Genomic DNA, 16229 nt, shown 5'->3' on the forward strand with positions numbered 1-16229 from the left:
TGAGCGAGACGCGGTTAAGATAAGACCCTGAAAATCGCCGCGCAGAGATGCGAGAGCTCATCCGGGCTGATGGTGAAGGCCGGGGTGAGGTAGAGGATATTCCTGAACGGACGAATCCACACACCTTGGGCCACCAGCGCCATGCGCAGCGCCGCCGGGTTGGCGATTTCGGCCAGCTCGACCACGCCGATGGCGCCCAGCACCCGCACATCGACAACCCCCGGCAAGGCGCGGCACGGCGCCAGCTCACGCGCCATCTGCGCTGAAATGGCGGCCACCTGCGCCAGCCTGGGCTCGCGCTCGAACAGATCCAGCGATGCATTGGCCGCCGCGCAGCCCAGCGCATTGGCCATATAGGTTGGCCCGTGCATCAGCGCGGTTGATGGGCTGGCGGAGAGAAACGCCTCGAAGAGCGCATCGGTGGCGATGGTCGCGGCCAGCGGCAGGGTGCCGCCGGTCAGCGCCTTGGAGAGGGTGATGATGTCAGGCGCCACGCCCGCCTGCTCGAAGGCGAACATCGTGCCCGTGCGCCCGAAGCCGGTGAAAATTTCATCGAAGATCAGCGTCAGCCCGTAGGCATCCGCGGCGCGGCGCAAATGGCGCAGGACCTGCGGCGGATGCAGCACCATGCCCCCTGCCCCTTGCACCAGCGGCTCGATGATGATCCCCGCCAGCGTATGCGCGTTGGCTTCCAGGAAGGCGTCAAACGCCGCCGTGCTCGCTTCGTCACGCGGCAGGGGGATGACGGGGTGCTCGGGCAGCAGCCCGGTGAACATGGCGTGCATCCCCTCCTCGGGGTCGCAGATCGCCATCGTGCCAAAGGTGTCGCCGTGGTAGCCGCCGGTGAAGGCCAAAATCTTCGTGCGCCCGCGCTCCCCGCGGTTGAGGCGCGACTGCACCGCGATCTTGATTGCCACCTCCACCGCGACGGAGCCTGAATCGGTGAAGAACACGCGGTTCAACGGCTCGGGCAGCAGCGCGGCCAGGCGGGTGGAGAGCCGGTACGCCGGTTCATGCGCCAGCCCGCCGAACATGACATGCGGCACGCGCGCGAGCTGCGCGGACACCGCCTGCGCGATATGCGGATGGTTATAGCCGTGGCAGGCCGTCCACCAGGAGGCGATGCCGTCGATCAGCACCCGCCCATCCTCCAGATGAATCGCGCTGCCCTCAGTGCGCGCCACCGGTAGCGGCAGCGGCGCCGTCTGCATCTGCGCATAAGGCAGCCAGACGTGCCGCCAGCCTTCTTCCAGCCAGTTACTCATTTTTGGCGCGCGGCCGCCCCGCCAGCCCCACGCGCATTATTCAGGCCGTATCCCCAGCTTGGCGAACAGCGCCTCATCATGGTTCACGGTGGCGTTTTTCGTGGTCAGCAGCTTCTCGCCGTGGAAGATCGAATTCGCCCCGGCCAGGAAGCACAATGCCTGCGCCTCGTCGCTCATGGCCTCGCGGCCGGCCGAGAGCCGCACATAGCTCTTGGGCATGGTGATGCGCGCCGCCGCGACGACACGCACGAAGTCGATCGCGTCGATCGGCGCGGCGTTGGCCAGCGGTGTGCCCTCCACCGCCACCAGCGCGTTGATCGGCACCGATTCCGGCGGCACCGGCAGGTTCGCCAGTGTCGCGATCAGCCCGGCGCGGTCGCTCTCATCCTCGCCCATGCCGACAATCCCGCCGCAGCAGACGTTGATGCCCGCATCGCGCACATTGGCCAGCGTATCCAGCCGGTCCTGATAGGTGCGGGTGGTGATCACCTTGCCGTAATACTCGGGCGAGGTGTCCAGATTGTGATTGTAATAATCGAGCCCGGCGTTTTTCAGCCGCGCGGTCTGCGGCGCGGTGAGCATGCCCAGGGTCACGCAGGTTTCCAGCCCGAGCGCCTTCACGCCCTCGATCATATCGCACACATGATCTAGATCATGGTCCTTCGGGCTGCGCCAGGCGGCCCCCATGCAGAACCGTGCCGCGCCTTTCTCCTTGGCGGCCCGCGCCTCGGCCAGAACAGTCTCCACCGCCATCAGCTTGGAAGCCTTGGTCCCCGTATCCGCCCCCGCCGCCTGCGGGCAATAGCCGCAATCCTCCGGGCAGCCGCCGGTCTTGATGGAGAGCAGGGTGGAGATTTGCACCCGCGCCGGATTAAAATGTTCGCGGTGTACGCTCTGCGCGCGGTACATCAACTCCGGAAAAGGCAACGCCAGCAAGGCGGCGACATCCTCCCGGCTCCAGCGTAGATTTGTGACAATATGGCTGTCGGGCAAAAGCGGTCTCCTAACTGATTGCCTTGGAGGTTAAACCGATGCATCAAAGGAGGAAAGAGTGGAACCATGGTCAGTTATTTTGTCACCTCAACCGGCACCGATATAGGCAAGACCTATGTGACGGCTGGTGTTCTCCGGGCGGCGCGCCGCAGCGGGAAACTGGCCAGCGCGGTCAAGCCCCTGCTGACCGGCTATTCTCCTGACCACGCGGCGGCTTCAGACAGCGCCATTTTGCTCGCCGCGATGGGCAAAGCCGTCTCCCGGCAAAATATCGAGACCATTTCCCCCTGGCGGTTCGCCGCTCCGCTCTCGCCTGACATGGCCGCCGCGCGCGAGGGGCGGCGGGTGGATTTTTCGCTGCTCACCAAATTCTGCCAGGTGGCCATCGGCGCCGCGCCCGGCACCTTGTTGATAGAGGGGGTTGGCGGCGTCGCCGTGCCGCTCGATGAAACCCATCTGGTGTCGGACTGGATTTCCGCCCTGCGCATCCCCGCGATCCTGGTGGCGGGAACCTATCTCGGCACCATTAGCCATACCATTAACGCCGTGGATTTTCTGGCCATGCGGGGGATCACGGCCGCCGCCGTGGTGTTGAGCGAAAGCGAGAACCCCGCCGCCAGCCTGGAAGAAACCGCCGCCACGCTGCGCCGCTTCGTGAAACCGCCGATCCACATGATCCCGCGTAACCTGAACGAGCAGCCGTTCCAGGATCTGGCCGGCAGCCTGCTGGAACTTACCTACGCAGGGCCATCTTGATCGGCCCATGCGGGCGGCCGTGGGTGAACTGGTCCACCACCGGGTCGGTGCTGGTCATTAATTCGTCCGCCAGCCCGCTCCAGCATACGCGGCCTTCATAGAGCATCGCCGCCCGGTCGCCGATCCGCTGCGCGCTTGCCATGTCATGCGTGATCGCAATCGAGGTGCTGCCAAGGCGCTTGACGCAATCCACGATCAGCTCATCGATCACCGCGCCCATGATCGGGTCCAGCCCGGTGGTCGGCTCATCGAAGAACATGATCGCCGGTTCGGAGGCGATGGCGCGCGCCAGCGCCACGCGCTTCTGCATGCCGCCCGAAAGCTCCGAGGGCGAGAGTCCGGCCACGTTATCCGCCAGCCCGACCTGCGCCAGCACCTCAATCGCCTTGTCGCGCGCGGCGGAACGGCGGATCTTGTTCTGCGCCAGCAGGCCGAAAGTGACATTTTCCCAGACCGGCAAACTGTCGAACAATGCGCCGTTTTGGAACAGCATGCCGATCTGCGCGCGCAGCTCGCGTGCCCGGCCGCGCGAGGCTTTCAGCACATCCTCGCCGTCAATCTCGATCACCCCGGAATCGGGCGTCACCAGCCCGATGATGGATTTGATCAACACTGATTTACCCGAACCCGAGCCGCCGATGACGACCATGCCGGTCCCCGGCATCACGTCGAGATCTATCCCATCGAGCACTTTTTTGTCGCCAAAAGCCTTTTTCAGCCCCCGGATGCGGATTTTTGGCTGGGTCATTTAACGAACAACACCTGGGTGAGAATATAATCCAGCGCCAGGATGAGGATCGAGGCGGTAACCACGGCCGATGTCGTGGCGGCACCCACGCCCTGCGCGCCGCCCTTGGAGCGATAGCCGTTGAAGCAGCCCATCAGCGAGATGATGAAGCCGAACACCGCGGCCTTGATGAGGCCGGAGACCACATCCTCCGTCTTCAGGTGAGAAAAGGTGCTGACCAGATATGTTCCAGGCGTGAAGCCCAGCTTCTCGGTGGAGACCAGAAACCCGCCCATCACGCCCAGAATATCGGCGATGCACACCAGCAGCGGCATCGCGATGACCCCCGCCAGCAGGCGGGGCGCCACCAGATATTTCATCGGGTCGGTCGACAAGGTGGACAGCGCGTCGATCTGGTCGGTCACCCGCATGGTGCCAAGCTCGGCCGCCATCGCCGCCCCTGCCCGCCCGGAGACCATAAGCCCCGCCAGCACCGGCCCCAGCTCACGCGTGACCGAGAGCACGACGATACTGGCAATGGCGCTCTCCGCGTTGAACCGCGAAAACCCGGTGTAGGACTGCAACGCAAGCACCATGCCGGTGAACAGCGCGGTGAGCGCCACCACGGGCAGCGAGTAGAAGCCGATTTCCATCAGGCTGCGTACGATCAACCGGGGATAATACGGCGGGCGGAAGATATGCGACACGCCCATGGCCGCGAAAAGCCCCAGCTCGCCGAGGAACTCAACCGTACCCAGCGCCAGCGCGCCGATGGCGGCAACAAAGCTAAGAATAAAATTCATGCGCCGATATACCGCCGCCGGTAGCGGCGCCCCAGGGATGTGAGTATCTCATAGCCATTGGTCCCCGCCTCGCGCGCCAGCGCATCCGGCCCATGCTCCGGCCCAAGCAGGCACAGCATGTCACCAGGGGAAGCGCGCAGGCCGGTCACGTCGAATGTCGTCAGGTCCATCGACACCCGGCCTACCAGGGGCACCGGGGTATCGTCAAAGCGCGCTGTCCCCGTGTTGGAGAGCGCGCGCAGATAACCATCGGCATAGCCAACGCCCACGGTGGCAATCCGGCTTGGGCGTTTGGCCACCCAATCGCCGCCATAGCCAACCGTGCCGCCGGTCTCCACCTCGTGAATTTGCAAAATCGGCGCGCTGAGGCGTACCACGGGGCGCATCGGGTTGGCGGCCTCCGGCGTGGGGTTCAACCCATACAGCCCCGCCCCCGGCCGGGCGAGGTCGGAGGCGAAATCAGCCCCCAGGAACATGCCCGAGGTATTGGCGATGCTGGTTTTCACCCCTGGAAACTGCTGCATCACCCCGGCAAACGCCAGCACCTGGCGGTGGTTCACCGGCGCGCGCGGTATCTCGGAGCTGGTGAGATGCGTGAGCACATACTCCACCCGCAGCCCTTGCAGCAGCGTCTGGTCTTCGCGCAGCGCCGCCAGCTCCTTCGCCGAAAGCCCGAGGCGCGCCATGCCGGTGTCTACCTGCAGGATCACCGGCAGCACCTCGCCGCGCAACGCCGCCTCGGCGCGCCACCAGCCCAGCTCATGCAACGAGCCAAGCACGGGCACGATACCCTGTGCATGGCAGTCACCCGTCTCCTCGGGCCGCAATCCGTTGAGCGCCGCCAGCATCACGCCGGGCAGCAGCGGGCGCAGGGCCACCGCCTCGGCCAGATGCGCCAGGAAAAAATGCCGGCACCCCGCCGCCAGCAGCCTTGGCCCCACCTGCGCCGCGCCCAGCCCATAGGCATCGGCCTTGATAACCCCCGCCGTGGCGCCGGCATGCATCGCCGCCAGCTTGCGCCAGTTCGAGACCACCGCGGCGAGGTCGATTTCCAAGAGGGCGGTCAAAACGCGGGCTTACTCATGCCAGGCTTACTCATGCCAAGCCTACTCATGCACAGTGTCAAGATCGGCGAACCGCGTGAACTCGCCCTCGAAGAACAGGTCAATCTTGCCGGTGGGGCCGTGGCGCTGCTTGGCCAAAATCAGCTCGGCCTTCTGGTACACGTTCTGCATATCCGCCTTCCACTTCTCCATCGCCTCCTGGTATTTGTCCTCACGGTCAAAGGCGACGATCTTCGGCTCCTTCTGCTGCAGATAATACTCATCGCGGTAGATGAACATCACCATGTCCGCATCCTGCTCGATCGAGCCCGACTCGCGCAAATCGGAGAGCTGCGGGCGCTTGTCGTCGCGGCTTTCTACCGCGCGCGAGAGCTGCGAGAGCGCGATCACCGGCACCGCCAGCTCCTTGGCGATGGCTTTAAGCCCCTGCGTGATCTGTGAAATCTCGAGCACCCGGCTCTCTGGCCTGGTGCCCGCCGCCGGGCGCATCAGTTGCAGATAATCGACAATCACCAGCCCCAGCCCATTGGTGCGCTGCAAACGGCGGCAGCGCGTGCGCAGCGCGGAGAGGGTAATCGCCGGGGTGTCATCGATGATGAGCGGAATATCCGAAATTTCCCGGCTCACCTTCACGAAATTATCGAAATCGCGCGAGGAGATTTCACCACGGCGGATTTTATCGGCCGAAACCCGCGCCTCCTCGGCGAGCAGACGCGTCGCCAGCTGGTCGGCGCTCATTTCCAGCGAGAAAATCGCCACGCACTGCTTGGCCATGGCGTTGGGGTTGTCTCTGCGCGCATTGGCCAGCAGCGCCTTGGCCGCGCCGAAGGCGATTTTTGTCACCAGCGCGGTCTTGCCCATGCCGGGCCGCCCCGCCAGGATGATCAGATCGGAGGGATGCATGCCGCCGGTCCGCTTGTTCAGATCGCGCAAGCCGGTATCCAGCCCCGAGACCGAGCCCTGGTTCTGGAACGCCTTGGAGGCAACCTCGATCGCCGCGGCCAGGGCCTCCTTGAAGGTCAGCCCCTTGCCTTCGGAGCCACCCTGCGTCGCCAGATTGAACAGCGTCTGCTCCGCCGCCTCGATCTGCATCGCGCCATCCAGCTCCGGCTCGGAACCAAACGCCCGGTTCACCACCACCTCGCCAATGTCGATCAACTGCCGGCGCAGCCAGGCATCGCGGATGAGGCGCCCATAGTCCCCGGCGTTGATGATGCCCACCATCGCCGAGAGCAGCTGCGCCAGATAGGCGGTGCCGCCCACCTCATCCAGCACGCCGCTATGCTCGAACTCACCGCGCAGGGTCACCGGGTCGGCGATCTGCCCCGCCTCGCAGCGCCGCGCGATCGCCTGGAAAATCCGCCCATGCACCGGATCGGCGAAATGCTCGTGGGTTAAAAATTCGGAGACCCGCTCATAGGCCTTGTTGTTGGCCAGCAGCGCGCCGAGCAGCGCCTGTTCGGCCTGGGTATTGCTGGGGGGCAGCCGCTGGGAGAGCCCCAGCAGGGGAGGATCAATCGAATTCATGATCTACATCATAGCCCGAACTCCAGAGTCGGGGCAGTGGATAGCCCTGTGGATGAATGTGTATAAGACGCAGGACAGGGGGCACACTGATGGTGATTGCAGCGATACGGCGTTTTGACCCGGCCCGCGTCTTCCACCCCGGATCGGTCAGCCTGAGCGGTAGCGAAACCCCGCTCGGCCGGCAGGTTCTGGCCAATCTGCGCGCCGCGGCCTTCACCGGCACCATCGCCACCGAGGCCGATGAGCTGCAAACCGCCGATCTCGCCCTGGTGGCCGACGATGCGGCGGATATCCCCGCCGCCCTGGCGCGCCACGCGGCGGCGGGCGTGCGCGGCGCCATTGTGCTCTCGCAAACACCGGGGCTTCCCGCCATGGCCAGGGCCGCGGGCATCCGCGTGCTGGGGCCGCATTCCTTTGGCCTGATCGTGCCTGGCCTCGGCCTCAACGCCTCGCCCTTCACCCTCATGCCGCCACGCGGGCGCGCCGCCTTCGTCGGCCAGTCCTCCTCCATCGCGCGCACTGTCATTGACTGGGCGGTCCCCAACGGTGTCGGCTTCAGCCATTTCGCCGGCATCGGCGGCAATTCGGATGTCGGTTTCGGGCTGGTGCTGGACTATTTGTCCCGCGACCCCTCAACCACCGCGATCATGCTGGAGGTGGACCGCCTGCGCGACCCGCCGCAGTTTTTCTCCGCCGCGCGCGCGGCGGCGCGGCTGCGCCCGGTGGTCGCCATCGCCCCCGGCGTGCGCCTGCCCGGCGGGCAGCAGGAGGCCAGACGCAATTTCCCCGCGGCATTGGAAGCCGCGCTGGCGCGCGCCGGCGTGCTGCTCACCTTCTCGGTGGCCGAGTTCATCGCCGCGGCGGAGACCCTGACCCGCGTTAAACCGGCGCGCGGCGACGCTCTGGCCATCGTCACCAATTCCGTCGCCATCGGCCGCCTCACCGCTGATGCCGCCACCAGCGCCGGGCTCACCCTGGCCGAACTCAGCCCGCAAACCTCCCAGGTTCTCGCCCTGCGCCTGGGCAAACCGCCGCCGCCGGGGCCGGTATTCTCCGGCAAGGCCCCCATTCGCCTGGCCGAGATCGCCGCCCTGCTCTCCACCGCGCCGGAGGTCGGGGGCATTCTGGTGATCCATGCCCCCTCGGGCAGCGAGGACGACACCGCCATCGAGGCGTTGATCGCCTGCGCCAAGACCATCAACGTGCCGCTGCTCATCGCCGCCCTGGGCGAAGCGCACGGGCTGGAACACCGCCACCGGCTCAGCGCCGCCCGCCTCGCCTGTTTCGACACGCCCGAAGCCGCCATCGCGGGCTTCCGCCACCTGCTGCGCAACCGCCGCAACCGCGCGGCGGCGCGCGAGCTCCCCGGCTCCGCGGTGTTGAAAATCGCCCCTGACAAAGCCGCCGTCGCCATGCGGATCGGCGCCGCGCGCGCGGCTGGCCATGAGGTGATCGTCCAGGACGAAGCCCTGGCCATTACCGCCGCCTATAAAATCCCCGTCATCGCCAGCCGCCACGCCATGACCCCCGATGAGGCCGCTGCCGCCGCCGCCAAGCTGGGCTTCCCCGCCGTGGTCAAGCTCTCCCACCCTGACATCCCCACCAACCAGTTCGCGGGCTCCGTGGTGCTGGACCTGCCCGACGCCACGGCGGTGCATGATGCCGCGCGGGCGATTCTGCTCCGCCTCGCGCAGCAGGGCGCCGATGCCACTCAGGCCGGCTTTGTGGTGCAGCAACAGGCGCCGCGCGGCACGCAACTGCGCATCCGGGTGAGCGACCACCCCGTTCTCGGCCCGGTTATCGGCTTTGGCCCCGGCGGCGGCGACCCGGATGATGTCGCCAGCCTCGCCGCCGACCTGCCCCCGCTCAACCTCACCCTGGCGCACGCGCTCATCCGCCGCGCCGCCGTCGCCCCGGCTCTGGCGGCACATCGCGGCGCCCCGGCGGCGGATGAAGACGCCATCGCCGCCACGCTGGTGCGCGTCAGCCAGCTCGTCATCGACACGCCGGAAATCCTGCTTCTCGATCTCGACCCCATCTTCGCGCACGAGCATGGCGCCATCGCCGCCAGCGCGCGCATCCTGCTCCGCCCGCCCGGCTCCCCTCGCCCGCCGCTGCTTATCTCCCCCTACCCGAGCGAGCTGATCACCCATTACACCGCCAAGGGCCAGAATTTCCTGCTCCGCCCGATCCGCCCGGAGGACGCCGACGCCCACACCGCGATGCTCTCCCGTTTTTCGGCCGAGGACATGCGCTACCGCTTCTTCTCCGCCATGCGCACCCTGCCTGTGGAACAGGTCACCCGCATGACGGATGTGGACTATAAACGCGAAATGGCCATCATCGCCGTGCGCGAAACCACAGGGGAGACCGCCGGCGTCGCCCGCCTCGTCTGCGATGATACCGACGGCACATCCGCCGAATTCGCCGTTGTGGTGGAGCCCGCCGTGAAAGGCCTCGGCCTGGGCACCGCGCTGATGAGCGCCATCATCGCCTGGGGCCGCACCCGCGGCGTCGGCGAGATCACCGGCCAGATTTTGGCCGACAACGCGCCGATGCTGGCTTTCATAAAACGCCTCGGCTTTTCTATTCATCATGTCCCCGGCGAGAGCGACGTGGTGGAGGCCCGGTTGCTTCTCGAACCACAAGAGCTATAGCCGGGCAATCACCCCTGATAAGGACCGCGCATGCGCCTGTTTCTCGCGATTTTTCTGCCCTGGCTGCAGTTTTTCACCATCGGCCGCCCGTTTGCCGGCATCCTGTGTCTGTTGCTGCAGCTCACCCTCATCGGCTGGATCCCCGCTGCTTTGTGGTCGGTCTATGCCCTTAGCCAATATAAGACCGGCGAACAGATCAAACAGGCGATGCGAGCGCCCTGATACCGCGCCAACCCCACTTGTTCTCAGCGGCGAAACATGCCAAACGCTGCCCTCCCCTGCTGGGTGCGTGGCATCGCGCCCGGCTAATGCTCGCCCCGATTTTGGGTGGTCCAGACCCGGACCGGAGCTGAAACCAGCCGAAGGGAGTCACAATGCCGTTATATGAAACCGTGATCATTGCACGGAGCGAAATCACGCAGGCACAGGCCGACGCCGTTGCCGACGCCGTGACCGCCCAGCTCGAAACCGATGGCGGCGCTGTTAAAAAGCGCGAATACTGGGGCCTTCGCGGCCTCGCCTACCGGATCAAGAAAAATCGCAAGGGCCATTACATCCTGCTCGGGCTCGACGCACCTTCCCCCGCCGTGAAGGAGCTGGAGCGCCAGCTGACCCTCAACGAGGACGTGCTGCGCTTCATGACCGTGCGCATCGAGGAAATCACCGAGGAACCCTCCGTGATCCTTTCGCGCAAGTCTGACGATCGCGAACGCGGCTTCCGCGGGCCCAAGCCCGCCGGCCGTTTCGAGACCGGCCGCAAGCGCGGCTTCGAGGAAGGCCGTGAAGAATTCCGCGCGCGTGACGAATTCCGCGCCGACCGTGATGATTACGGCGCTGAGGAGGAAATCTGATGTCTGAAGCAACCACCCCCGATGCCGGCCTGCGCCGCACCGCCGTTGGCGCCCGCAAGCCCTTCTTCCGCCGGAAGAAATCCTGCCCGTTCTCGGGTGCAGGCGCCCCGGTCATCGACTATAAGGACGTGCGCCTGCTTTCGCGCTTCCTCTCCGAGCGCGGCAAGATCGTGCCTTCGCGTATCACCGCGGTGTCCGGCAAGAAGCAGCGTGAACTGGCCAAAGCCATCAAGCGCGCCCGCTTCCTTGCCCTTCTCCCCTATGTTCTGAGCTAAGAGGAGCAAGAAACATGGCACAAGTAGAACTGATCCTGCTCCAGCGCGTCGAGAAACTCGGCCAGATGGGCGAAATCGTTAAAGTCAAACCCGGCTATGCGCGCAACTTCCTGCTGCCGCAGTCCAAGGCCGTGCGTGCGACCAAAGCCAACCGTGAGCGCTTTGAGCGTGAGCGCGTGCAGCTTGAGGCGCAGAACATCAAACGCCGCGACGAGGCCGAGCGTGTGGCCGAGCGCGTGCAGGGCCTGAGCATCACCCTGATCCGTCAGGCCTCCGATGCCGGTGCCCTCTACGGCTCCGTTTCCAGCCGCGACATCTCCGACGGCTGCACCGCTGCCGGTCTTGGCATCGAGCGCGCGCAGGTGCTGCTGGTCCACCCGATCAAGTCGCTCGGCATCTCCTCCGTGCGCGTCGCTCTGCACCCTGAAGTCGTCATCGACGTTAAGGTGAATGTGGCCCGCTCGGTCGAGGAAGCCGAGAAGCAAGCCCGTGGCGAAGCCATCGCCGCCGAGCCGGATGAAAAACCGGAACTCGGCCCGCTGTTTGGCGAGGAAGAGACCGCCGCGTAAGCCTCCAGCGCTTTCCCAGCGCTCTCAAGGCCCAAAAAAACGGCTCCCGTGGCAACACGGGGGCCGTTTTTTATGCGTTCGCCGCCCACACACGAATTATTTTGCTGAATTGACTCAAATCATGCGATAAATAGGCGGTTCTGCTGCATCTTTTTTGCATCTTGCTTCCTGCCAACCGTTAAAAGCAACGGAGAAGGACGTGACATCGCTGTTCAAAAAGTTGTTGGATCGCATTCTAGCCGGCTCAGTCCGTGAAGGCCGTTTCAGGGTTATCTGGCCTGACGGGTCGGAAACTCTCTATGGTGACGGCAGCTCGCCCGCCGCCGGTATAAAAATCCTCAACGCCGCCACATTGCGCCGGCTGGTTCTCAATCCGGGGCTGGCTCTTGGCGAGGGGTATATGGAGGAGTGCATTCTTCCGCTGGATTGCTCCATTCACGATGTTCTGGCGCTGCTGCTCGACAACATGACCCGCCACCCGATGCCCATCCTGAATTGGAACGAGCGGATCAGCCGGTGGCTGCGCCCCATATCGCAGGCCAATAACGCCCGCCGCGCCAAGCGCAACGTTGCCCACCACTACGACCTCAATGGCCGGTTGTATTCGCTGTTCCTTGACCGTGACCGGCAATACTCCTGCGCCTATTTTCCCCGTGGCGACGAGACCCTGGAAGAAGCCCAGGCCGCGAAAAAGCGCCACATCGCGGCCAAGCTGCTGCTCAACCGCCCTGGCCTCACCGTGTTGGATATCGGCTGCGGCTGGGGCGGCATGGCGCTCACCCTGGCGCGCGATTTTGGCGCCCGCGTCACCGGCATCACCCTCTCTGAGGAGCAACTGGCCGAGGCCCGCGCCCGCGCCCGCGCCGCAGGGCTTGAGGAGCGCGTCAAATTCGAGCTGATGGATTACCGCGCGATGGATCGCCCCTTTGACCGCATCGTCTCGGTGGGCATGTTCGAGCATGTCGGCGTGCCGAATTTCGCCAGCTTCTTCGCCACCATCAGCCGCTGCCTGAAACCCGACGGCGTGGCGCTGCTGCACTCCATTGGCCGGTTTGAGGGGCCAGGCGCCACCAACCGCTGGATCGCGAAATATATCTTCCCCGGCGGCTACTCGCCAGCCCTCTCCGAAGCGCTGGTGCCGCTCGAGAAATCCGGCCTCATCACCACCGATATCGAGATCCTGCGTCTCCACTATGCAAAAACCATCGCCCACTGGCGGAGCCGTTTCGCCGCCCATCGCAACACCATCGCGGCGCTGTATGATGAGCGTTTCTGCCGCATGTTCGAATTCTATCTCTCCGGCTCGGAGCTGTCCTTCCGCCTGTCCGACCATATGAATTTCCAGATCCAGATCGCGCATGCCCGCGCCGCGGTGCCGCTCACGCGCGATTACATGTTCGACCAGGAACGCCAGATCGCGCTGCCCAGGGCGGCTGAATAAGCGCGGCCGAATAGACTTCAGCCTGCAGTGCGCTAAGCTGCCCGCATGCAACTCCCCTGGCAGAAACCCAAAATCCCCGTGCTCGCCCTGCGCGGCATTATCGCCCCGCGCCCCGGCACCATCAACCTCGAGGCCTACACCGCGCCGATTGAGCGCGCGTTCGTGCTGGCGAAAAAGAGCAAAAACCTGGTGCTGGCCATCGAGAGCCCTGGCGGCTCGGCGGTGCAATCCGACCTCATCGGCCAGTTCCTGCTCCGCCGCGCCAAGGAAACCGGTGTTGCCATCACCGCCGTCATCGGCGACGTCGGGGCTTCCGGCGGCTACTGGCTGGCCTGCGCGGGCGCCAAAATCTACGCCAACCGGCTCTCTATCGTCGGCTCCATCGGCGTTGTCACCGGCGGCTTCGGGCTGGATAAGTTCATCGCCCGCCATGGCATCGAGCGCCGTGTTTTCACCGCTGGCGCGCATAAACGCCGCCTGGACATGTTCGCCCCGCTTCAACCCGAAGACGAAGCTTTCACCCGCGAGCTGCTCGATGACGCACATGGCATGTTCAAGGCCTGGGTCACCGAACGGCGCGGCACGCGCATCACCACGGACCACGATAAAATTTTCGATGGCGGCTATATGCTGGGCGAACGCGCGCTCAGCCTCGGCCTCATCGACGGTTTTGGCGATGTCGATACCATCGTGAAACAAATCGGCGGTAAAAACGCCAAACCCATCTGGCTGCGCCCCAAGCCGCCGCGCGGCATCATGCGCTTCCTCACGAATGGCATTGCCGAATCCGCGCTGGATATCGCCGAGGAGCGCCTGAGCGCCCCAACCCTCCGATGAGCCTGACCGCACGCCGCACCCAACCGGCGGACGCCCCCTTGCTGCTGGCCCTGTCGCGGGATTTTCATAATGAGGATGGCTCCTCTCTGGACGCGGCAGCCGAAGCCACAATCGCCCATGTCGCGGCGGGCGAACCCCTGGCCCCAGCCTATCTGCTGGAGGAAAACGGCGCCGCCATCGGCTTTTTCATCCTCACGCTGGGCTACAGCGTGGAGAACGGCGGCACGGACGGGTTTATCGACGATCTCTACCTCATCCCCAAGGCGCGGGGGCGCGGCCTGGGGAAACAAGCCGTCGCCCTGGCGATGGAGCAGGCCCGGGCCATCGGCATCCGCGCGCTGCTGCTGGAGGTGGAGGCACACAACACCCGCGCCTATAATCTCTACCTCAACATGGGCTTTGCCGACACAAAACGCCGCCTGCTGCGCATGCCCCTCGCGGATGGCGCCTGAACGGCTATATATCTAACGCCAGACCGTCAGCGCCCCGATGAGCAGTAGCACCAGCGCCGCCGCGATGGTGTTGAAGGTGAGGAATTTGGTGAAAAATTCCCAGCCCTTTTTGGAGGCCGCGTCAAATTCCTGATCGGCCTGCGCATCGTGCTGGTGGGTTGTATCGGATGTCATGTCTTAGTCTACCTTCCAGGAGCAATTTCAAAAACCAAATTTCTGGCCGAGCTTTACGGTTATGCCCCAGGCTCTGGCAAGCGGATTTTGCGCGCCAGCGCCGCCAGCGCCGCCGGATAGAGCCGATGCTCCTGCGCCAGCACCCGCGCCGCCAGCGTCTCCTCACTGTCGCCGGGCAACACCTCCACCCTTGCCTGCGCCAGCACCGGCCCCGCATCCATCTCCTCGGTCACCAGATGCACCGTGCAGCCATGCGCCGCCTCGCCCGCCGCCAACACCCGCGCGTGGGTATCCACCCCCGGATAGGCGGGCAGCAGACTCGGGTGGATGTTCAGCATCCGCCCCGCCCAGCGGTTCACCAGATAAGGGGTGAGCAGCCGCATATATCCGGCCAGGCACACAATCTCGATTTTTCGCGCCACCAATACGGCATCAATTGCCCGCTCATGCGCCTCGCGGTCGCGGCCGAACGGCCTGGCCGGAATCGCCAGCGCCTCCACCCCCAGGCCGCGCGCAATCTCCAGGCCCGCCGCGTTCTCGTTGTTGGAGATCACCAGCACGACCCGCGCCGGAAACGCCTCCGCCTGCGCGGCTTTTATCAGGGCCTCCATATTCGAGCCGCGCCCCGAGATCAGCACGGCAACGCGCGGTTCAGGCAAACAGGCTCTCCTGCCCCGCGATCACGACGCCTGGCTGGTCCGTCACATGCCCGAGCAAAAACGGCGCCTCCCCGGCCTCGCGCAGCAGCGCCATCGCCGCATCGGCATCGCTCACGATCAGCGTCATGCCGACGCCGCAGTTGAACACCCGCAGCATCTCCTCAGGAGCCACGTTGCCGGTTTTCGCCAGCCATGGGAAAATCGCCGGCATGTTCCACGGCCCGTTCAACACCGCGCCGCAGGTCTCGGGCAGCGCGCGTGGAAGATTCCCCGGCAGCCCGCCGCCGGTGATATGCGCGGCCCCCTTCAGCAAGCCCGCCTTATGCAGCGCCAGAATCGGCTTCACATAAATCCGCGTTGGCTGCATCAGCACCTCGGCAAGCGGCCGCCCATCGCCAAACGGCGACTCCCAGCCAAGCCCGGCATTGGCGATAATCCGCCGCACCAGCGAGAAACCGTTGGAATGCACGCCCGAGGACGGCAACGCCAGAATCGCATCGCCAGCCGCCACGCCCGCGGGCAGCAATGTGCCGCGCTCGGCCGCCCCCACCGAGAAGCCCGCGAGGTCATAATCCCCGGCCGCATACATCCCTGGCATTTCCGCCGTCTCGCCGCCCACCAGAGCGCAGCCTGAAATCGTGCAACCCTGGGCAATCCCCGCGATCACCCGCTTCGCCGCATCCACATCCAGCGCCCCGGTCGCGAAATAATCCAGGAAGAAGAGCGGCGCCGCTCCCTGCACGATCAGATCGTTCACGCACATCGCCACCAGATCGATGCCGACATAGTCATGAATCCCGGTCTCGATGGCGATTTTCAGCTTGGTTCCCACGCCATCGGTGGTGGAAACCAGAATCGGGTCCACAAACCCAGCCGCCTTCAGATCAAACAGCGCGCCAAAACCGCCCAGCCCGCCCAGCACCCCGGCGCGCGAGGTCGCTTTCGCCAGGGGTTTGATCGCCTCAACCAGCGCGTCGCCGGCTTCGATATCCACACCGGCATCCCGGTACGTTACGCTGGTCATGTCAGCCTCCAATGCGCTAAGTCTCCGGCATGGTTTTGCGAGTCCACGCCAATAAAATTCTGCCGCGTTTCAACACAGGCTTTTGCCGCGCGCAATCGCTGGCCGGCCAACAATGAGCAATTCACTCCCCGAACCGGTGGCCAGAAACAAACTGC

Annotated in this window: 18 protein-coding genes; 9 read left to right on the forward strand and 9 right to left on the reverse strand. The window is 65.0% G+C overall.

The annotated features are described in order from the left end of the window. Window positions 1-14: 14 nt before the first annotated feature. Window positions 15-1265, reverse strand: a complete 1251-nt coding sequence (locus QQJ84_RS14300; RefSeq protein WP_284258979.1) for an adenosylmethionine--8-amino-7-oxononanoate transaminase — start codon at window positions 1263-1265, stop codon at window positions 15-17. 36 nt (window positions 1266-1301) lie between these two features. Then, window positions 1302-2258, reverse strand: a complete 957-nt coding sequence (gene bioB, locus QQJ84_RS14305) for a biotin synthase BioB (protein WP_284258980.1) — start codon at window positions 2256-2258, stop codon at window positions 1302-1304. Between the two features lie 66 nt (window positions 2259-2324). Between bioB and bioD the strand changes: the two genes are divergently transcribed. Beyond that, complete coding sequence (gene bioD / locus QQJ84_RS14310) at window positions 2325-3014, forward strand: dethiobiotin synthase (RefSeq protein WP_284258981.1); 690 nt, start codon at window positions 2325-2327, stop codon at window positions 3012-3014. Here the strand turns inward: bioD and QQJ84_RS14315 are convergent. Genes QQJ84_RS14315 through QQJ84_RS14330 form a run of 4 tightly spaced genes read right to left on the reverse strand, consistent with a single transcriptional unit; the run spans window position 2992 to window position 7135 of the window. Beyond that, a complete protein-coding gene (locus QQJ84_RS14315) occupies window positions 2992-3762 on the reverse strand; it encodes an ABC transporter ATP-binding protein (RefSeq protein WP_284258982.1) in 771 nt (256 codons plus the stop codon). The two genes, bioD and QQJ84_RS14315, sit on opposite strands and share 23 nt — an antisense overlap. Next, window positions 3759-4544: an MlaE family ABC transporter permease gene (locus tag QQJ84_RS14320; protein WP_284258983.1), complete on the reverse strand. Its 786-nt coding sequence runs from the start codon at window positions 4542-4544 to the stop codon at window positions 3759-3761. The genes QQJ84_RS14315 and QQJ84_RS14320 overlap by 4 nt, the downstream gene beginning before the upstream one ends. Continuing rightward, window positions 4541-5611, reverse strand: coding sequence for an alanine racemase (alr, locus tag QQJ84_RS14325; protein WP_284258984.1), 1071 nt, complete (start codon window positions 5609-5611; stop codon window positions 4541-4543). The genes QQJ84_RS14320 and alr overlap by 4 nt, the downstream gene beginning before the upstream one ends. A 39-nt stretch (window positions 5612-5650) precedes the next feature. Continuing rightward, window positions 5651-7135: a replicative DNA helicase gene (locus QQJ84_RS14330; RefSeq protein WP_284258985.1), complete on the reverse strand. Its 1485-nt coding sequence runs from the start codon at window positions 7133-7135 to the stop codon at window positions 5651-5653. Between the two features lie 89 nt (window positions 7136-7224). Between QQJ84_RS14330 and QQJ84_RS14335 the strand changes: the two genes are divergently transcribed. From QQJ84_RS14335 to QQJ84_RS14370, 8 genes are all read left to right on the forward strand, one after another. After that, complete coding sequence (locus tag QQJ84_RS14335; protein ID WP_284258986.1) at window positions 7225-9792, forward strand: bifunctional acetate--CoA ligase family protein/GNAT family N-acetyltransferase; 2568 nt, start codon at window positions 7225-7227, stop codon at window positions 9790-9792. A 30-nt stretch (window positions 9793-9822) separates the two neighbouring features. Continuing rightward, entirely contained in the window at window positions 9823-10014 is a 192-nt protein-coding gene (locus QQJ84_RS14340; protein WP_284258987.1) for a YqaE/Pmp3 family membrane protein, read from the forward strand. A gap of 152 nt (window positions 10015-10166) precedes the next feature. Beyond that, window positions 10167-10643 (forward strand): 30S ribosomal protein S6, encoded by a 477-nt coding sequence (rpsF, locus tag QQJ84_RS14345; protein ID WP_284258988.1) that lies wholly within the window; start codon window positions 10167-10169, stop codon window positions 10641-10643. Continuing rightward, window positions 10643-10918, forward strand: coding sequence for a 30S ribosomal protein S18 (gene rpsR, locus QQJ84_RS14350; RefSeq protein ID WP_284258989.1), 276 nt, complete (start codon window positions 10643-10645; stop codon window positions 10916-10918). Before rpsF ends, rpsR begins: the two co-directional genes overlap by 1 nt. A 14-nt stretch (window positions 10919-10932) precedes the next feature. Continuing rightward, window positions 10933-11487 (forward strand): 50S ribosomal protein L9, encoded by a 555-nt coding sequence (gene rplI / locus QQJ84_RS14355; RefSeq protein WP_284258990.1) that lies wholly within the window; start codon window positions 10933-10935, stop codon window positions 11485-11487. A gap of 199 nt (window positions 11488-11686) precedes the next feature. Then, window positions 11687-12928, forward strand: a complete 1242-nt coding sequence (locus tag QQJ84_RS14360) for an SAM-dependent methyltransferase (RefSeq protein WP_284258991.1) — start codon at window positions 11687-11689, stop codon at window positions 12926-12928. A gap of 45 nt (window positions 12929-12973) precedes the next feature. Further along, window positions 12974-13765 (forward strand): S49 family peptidase, encoded by a 792-nt coding sequence (locus QQJ84_RS14365; protein WP_284258992.1) that lies wholly within the window; start codon window positions 12974-12976, stop codon window positions 13763-13765. Next, the gene (locus tag QQJ84_RS14370) at window positions 13762-14217 is read left to right on the forward strand and encodes a GNAT family N-acetyltransferase (RefSeq protein ID WP_284258993.1); all 456 of its coding nucleotides are present in this window, start codon (window positions 13762-13764) and stop codon (window positions 14215-14217) included. The genes QQJ84_RS14365 and QQJ84_RS14370 overlap by 4 nt, the downstream gene beginning before the upstream one ends. Window positions 14218-14229: 12 nt before the next feature. Here QQJ84_RS14370 and QQJ84_RS14375 read toward each other — a convergent pair whose 3' ends face one another. The 3 genes from QQJ84_RS14375 to purM are packed head-to-tail and all read right to left on the reverse strand — an operon-like array spanning window position 14230 to window position 16074. Next, on the reverse strand, window positions 14230-14391 hold the full coding sequence (locus QQJ84_RS14375; RefSeq protein ID WP_284258994.1) for a hypothetical protein: 162 nt from the start codon (window positions 14389-14391) through the stop codon (window positions 14230-14232). 59 nt (window positions 14392-14450) lie between these two features. Continuing rightward, window positions 14451-15050, reverse strand: a complete 600-nt coding sequence (gene purN, locus QQJ84_RS14380; RefSeq protein ID WP_284258995.1) for a phosphoribosylglycinamide formyltransferase — start codon at window positions 15048-15050, stop codon at window positions 14451-14453. Next, on the reverse strand, window positions 15043-16074 hold the full coding sequence (purM, locus tag QQJ84_RS14385) for a phosphoribosylformylglycinamidine cyclo-ligase (RefSeq protein WP_284258996.1): 1032 nt from the start codon (window positions 16072-16074) through the stop codon (window positions 15043-15045). Before purM ends, purN begins: the two co-directional genes overlap by 8 nt. Between the last annotated feature and the right edge of the window lie 155 nt (window positions 16075-16229).

The organism is Acidocella aquatica, assembly GCF_030160635.1.
Lineage (GTDB): Bacteria > Pseudomonadota > Alphaproteobacteria > Acetobacterales > Acetobacteraceae > Acidocella > Acidocella aquatica.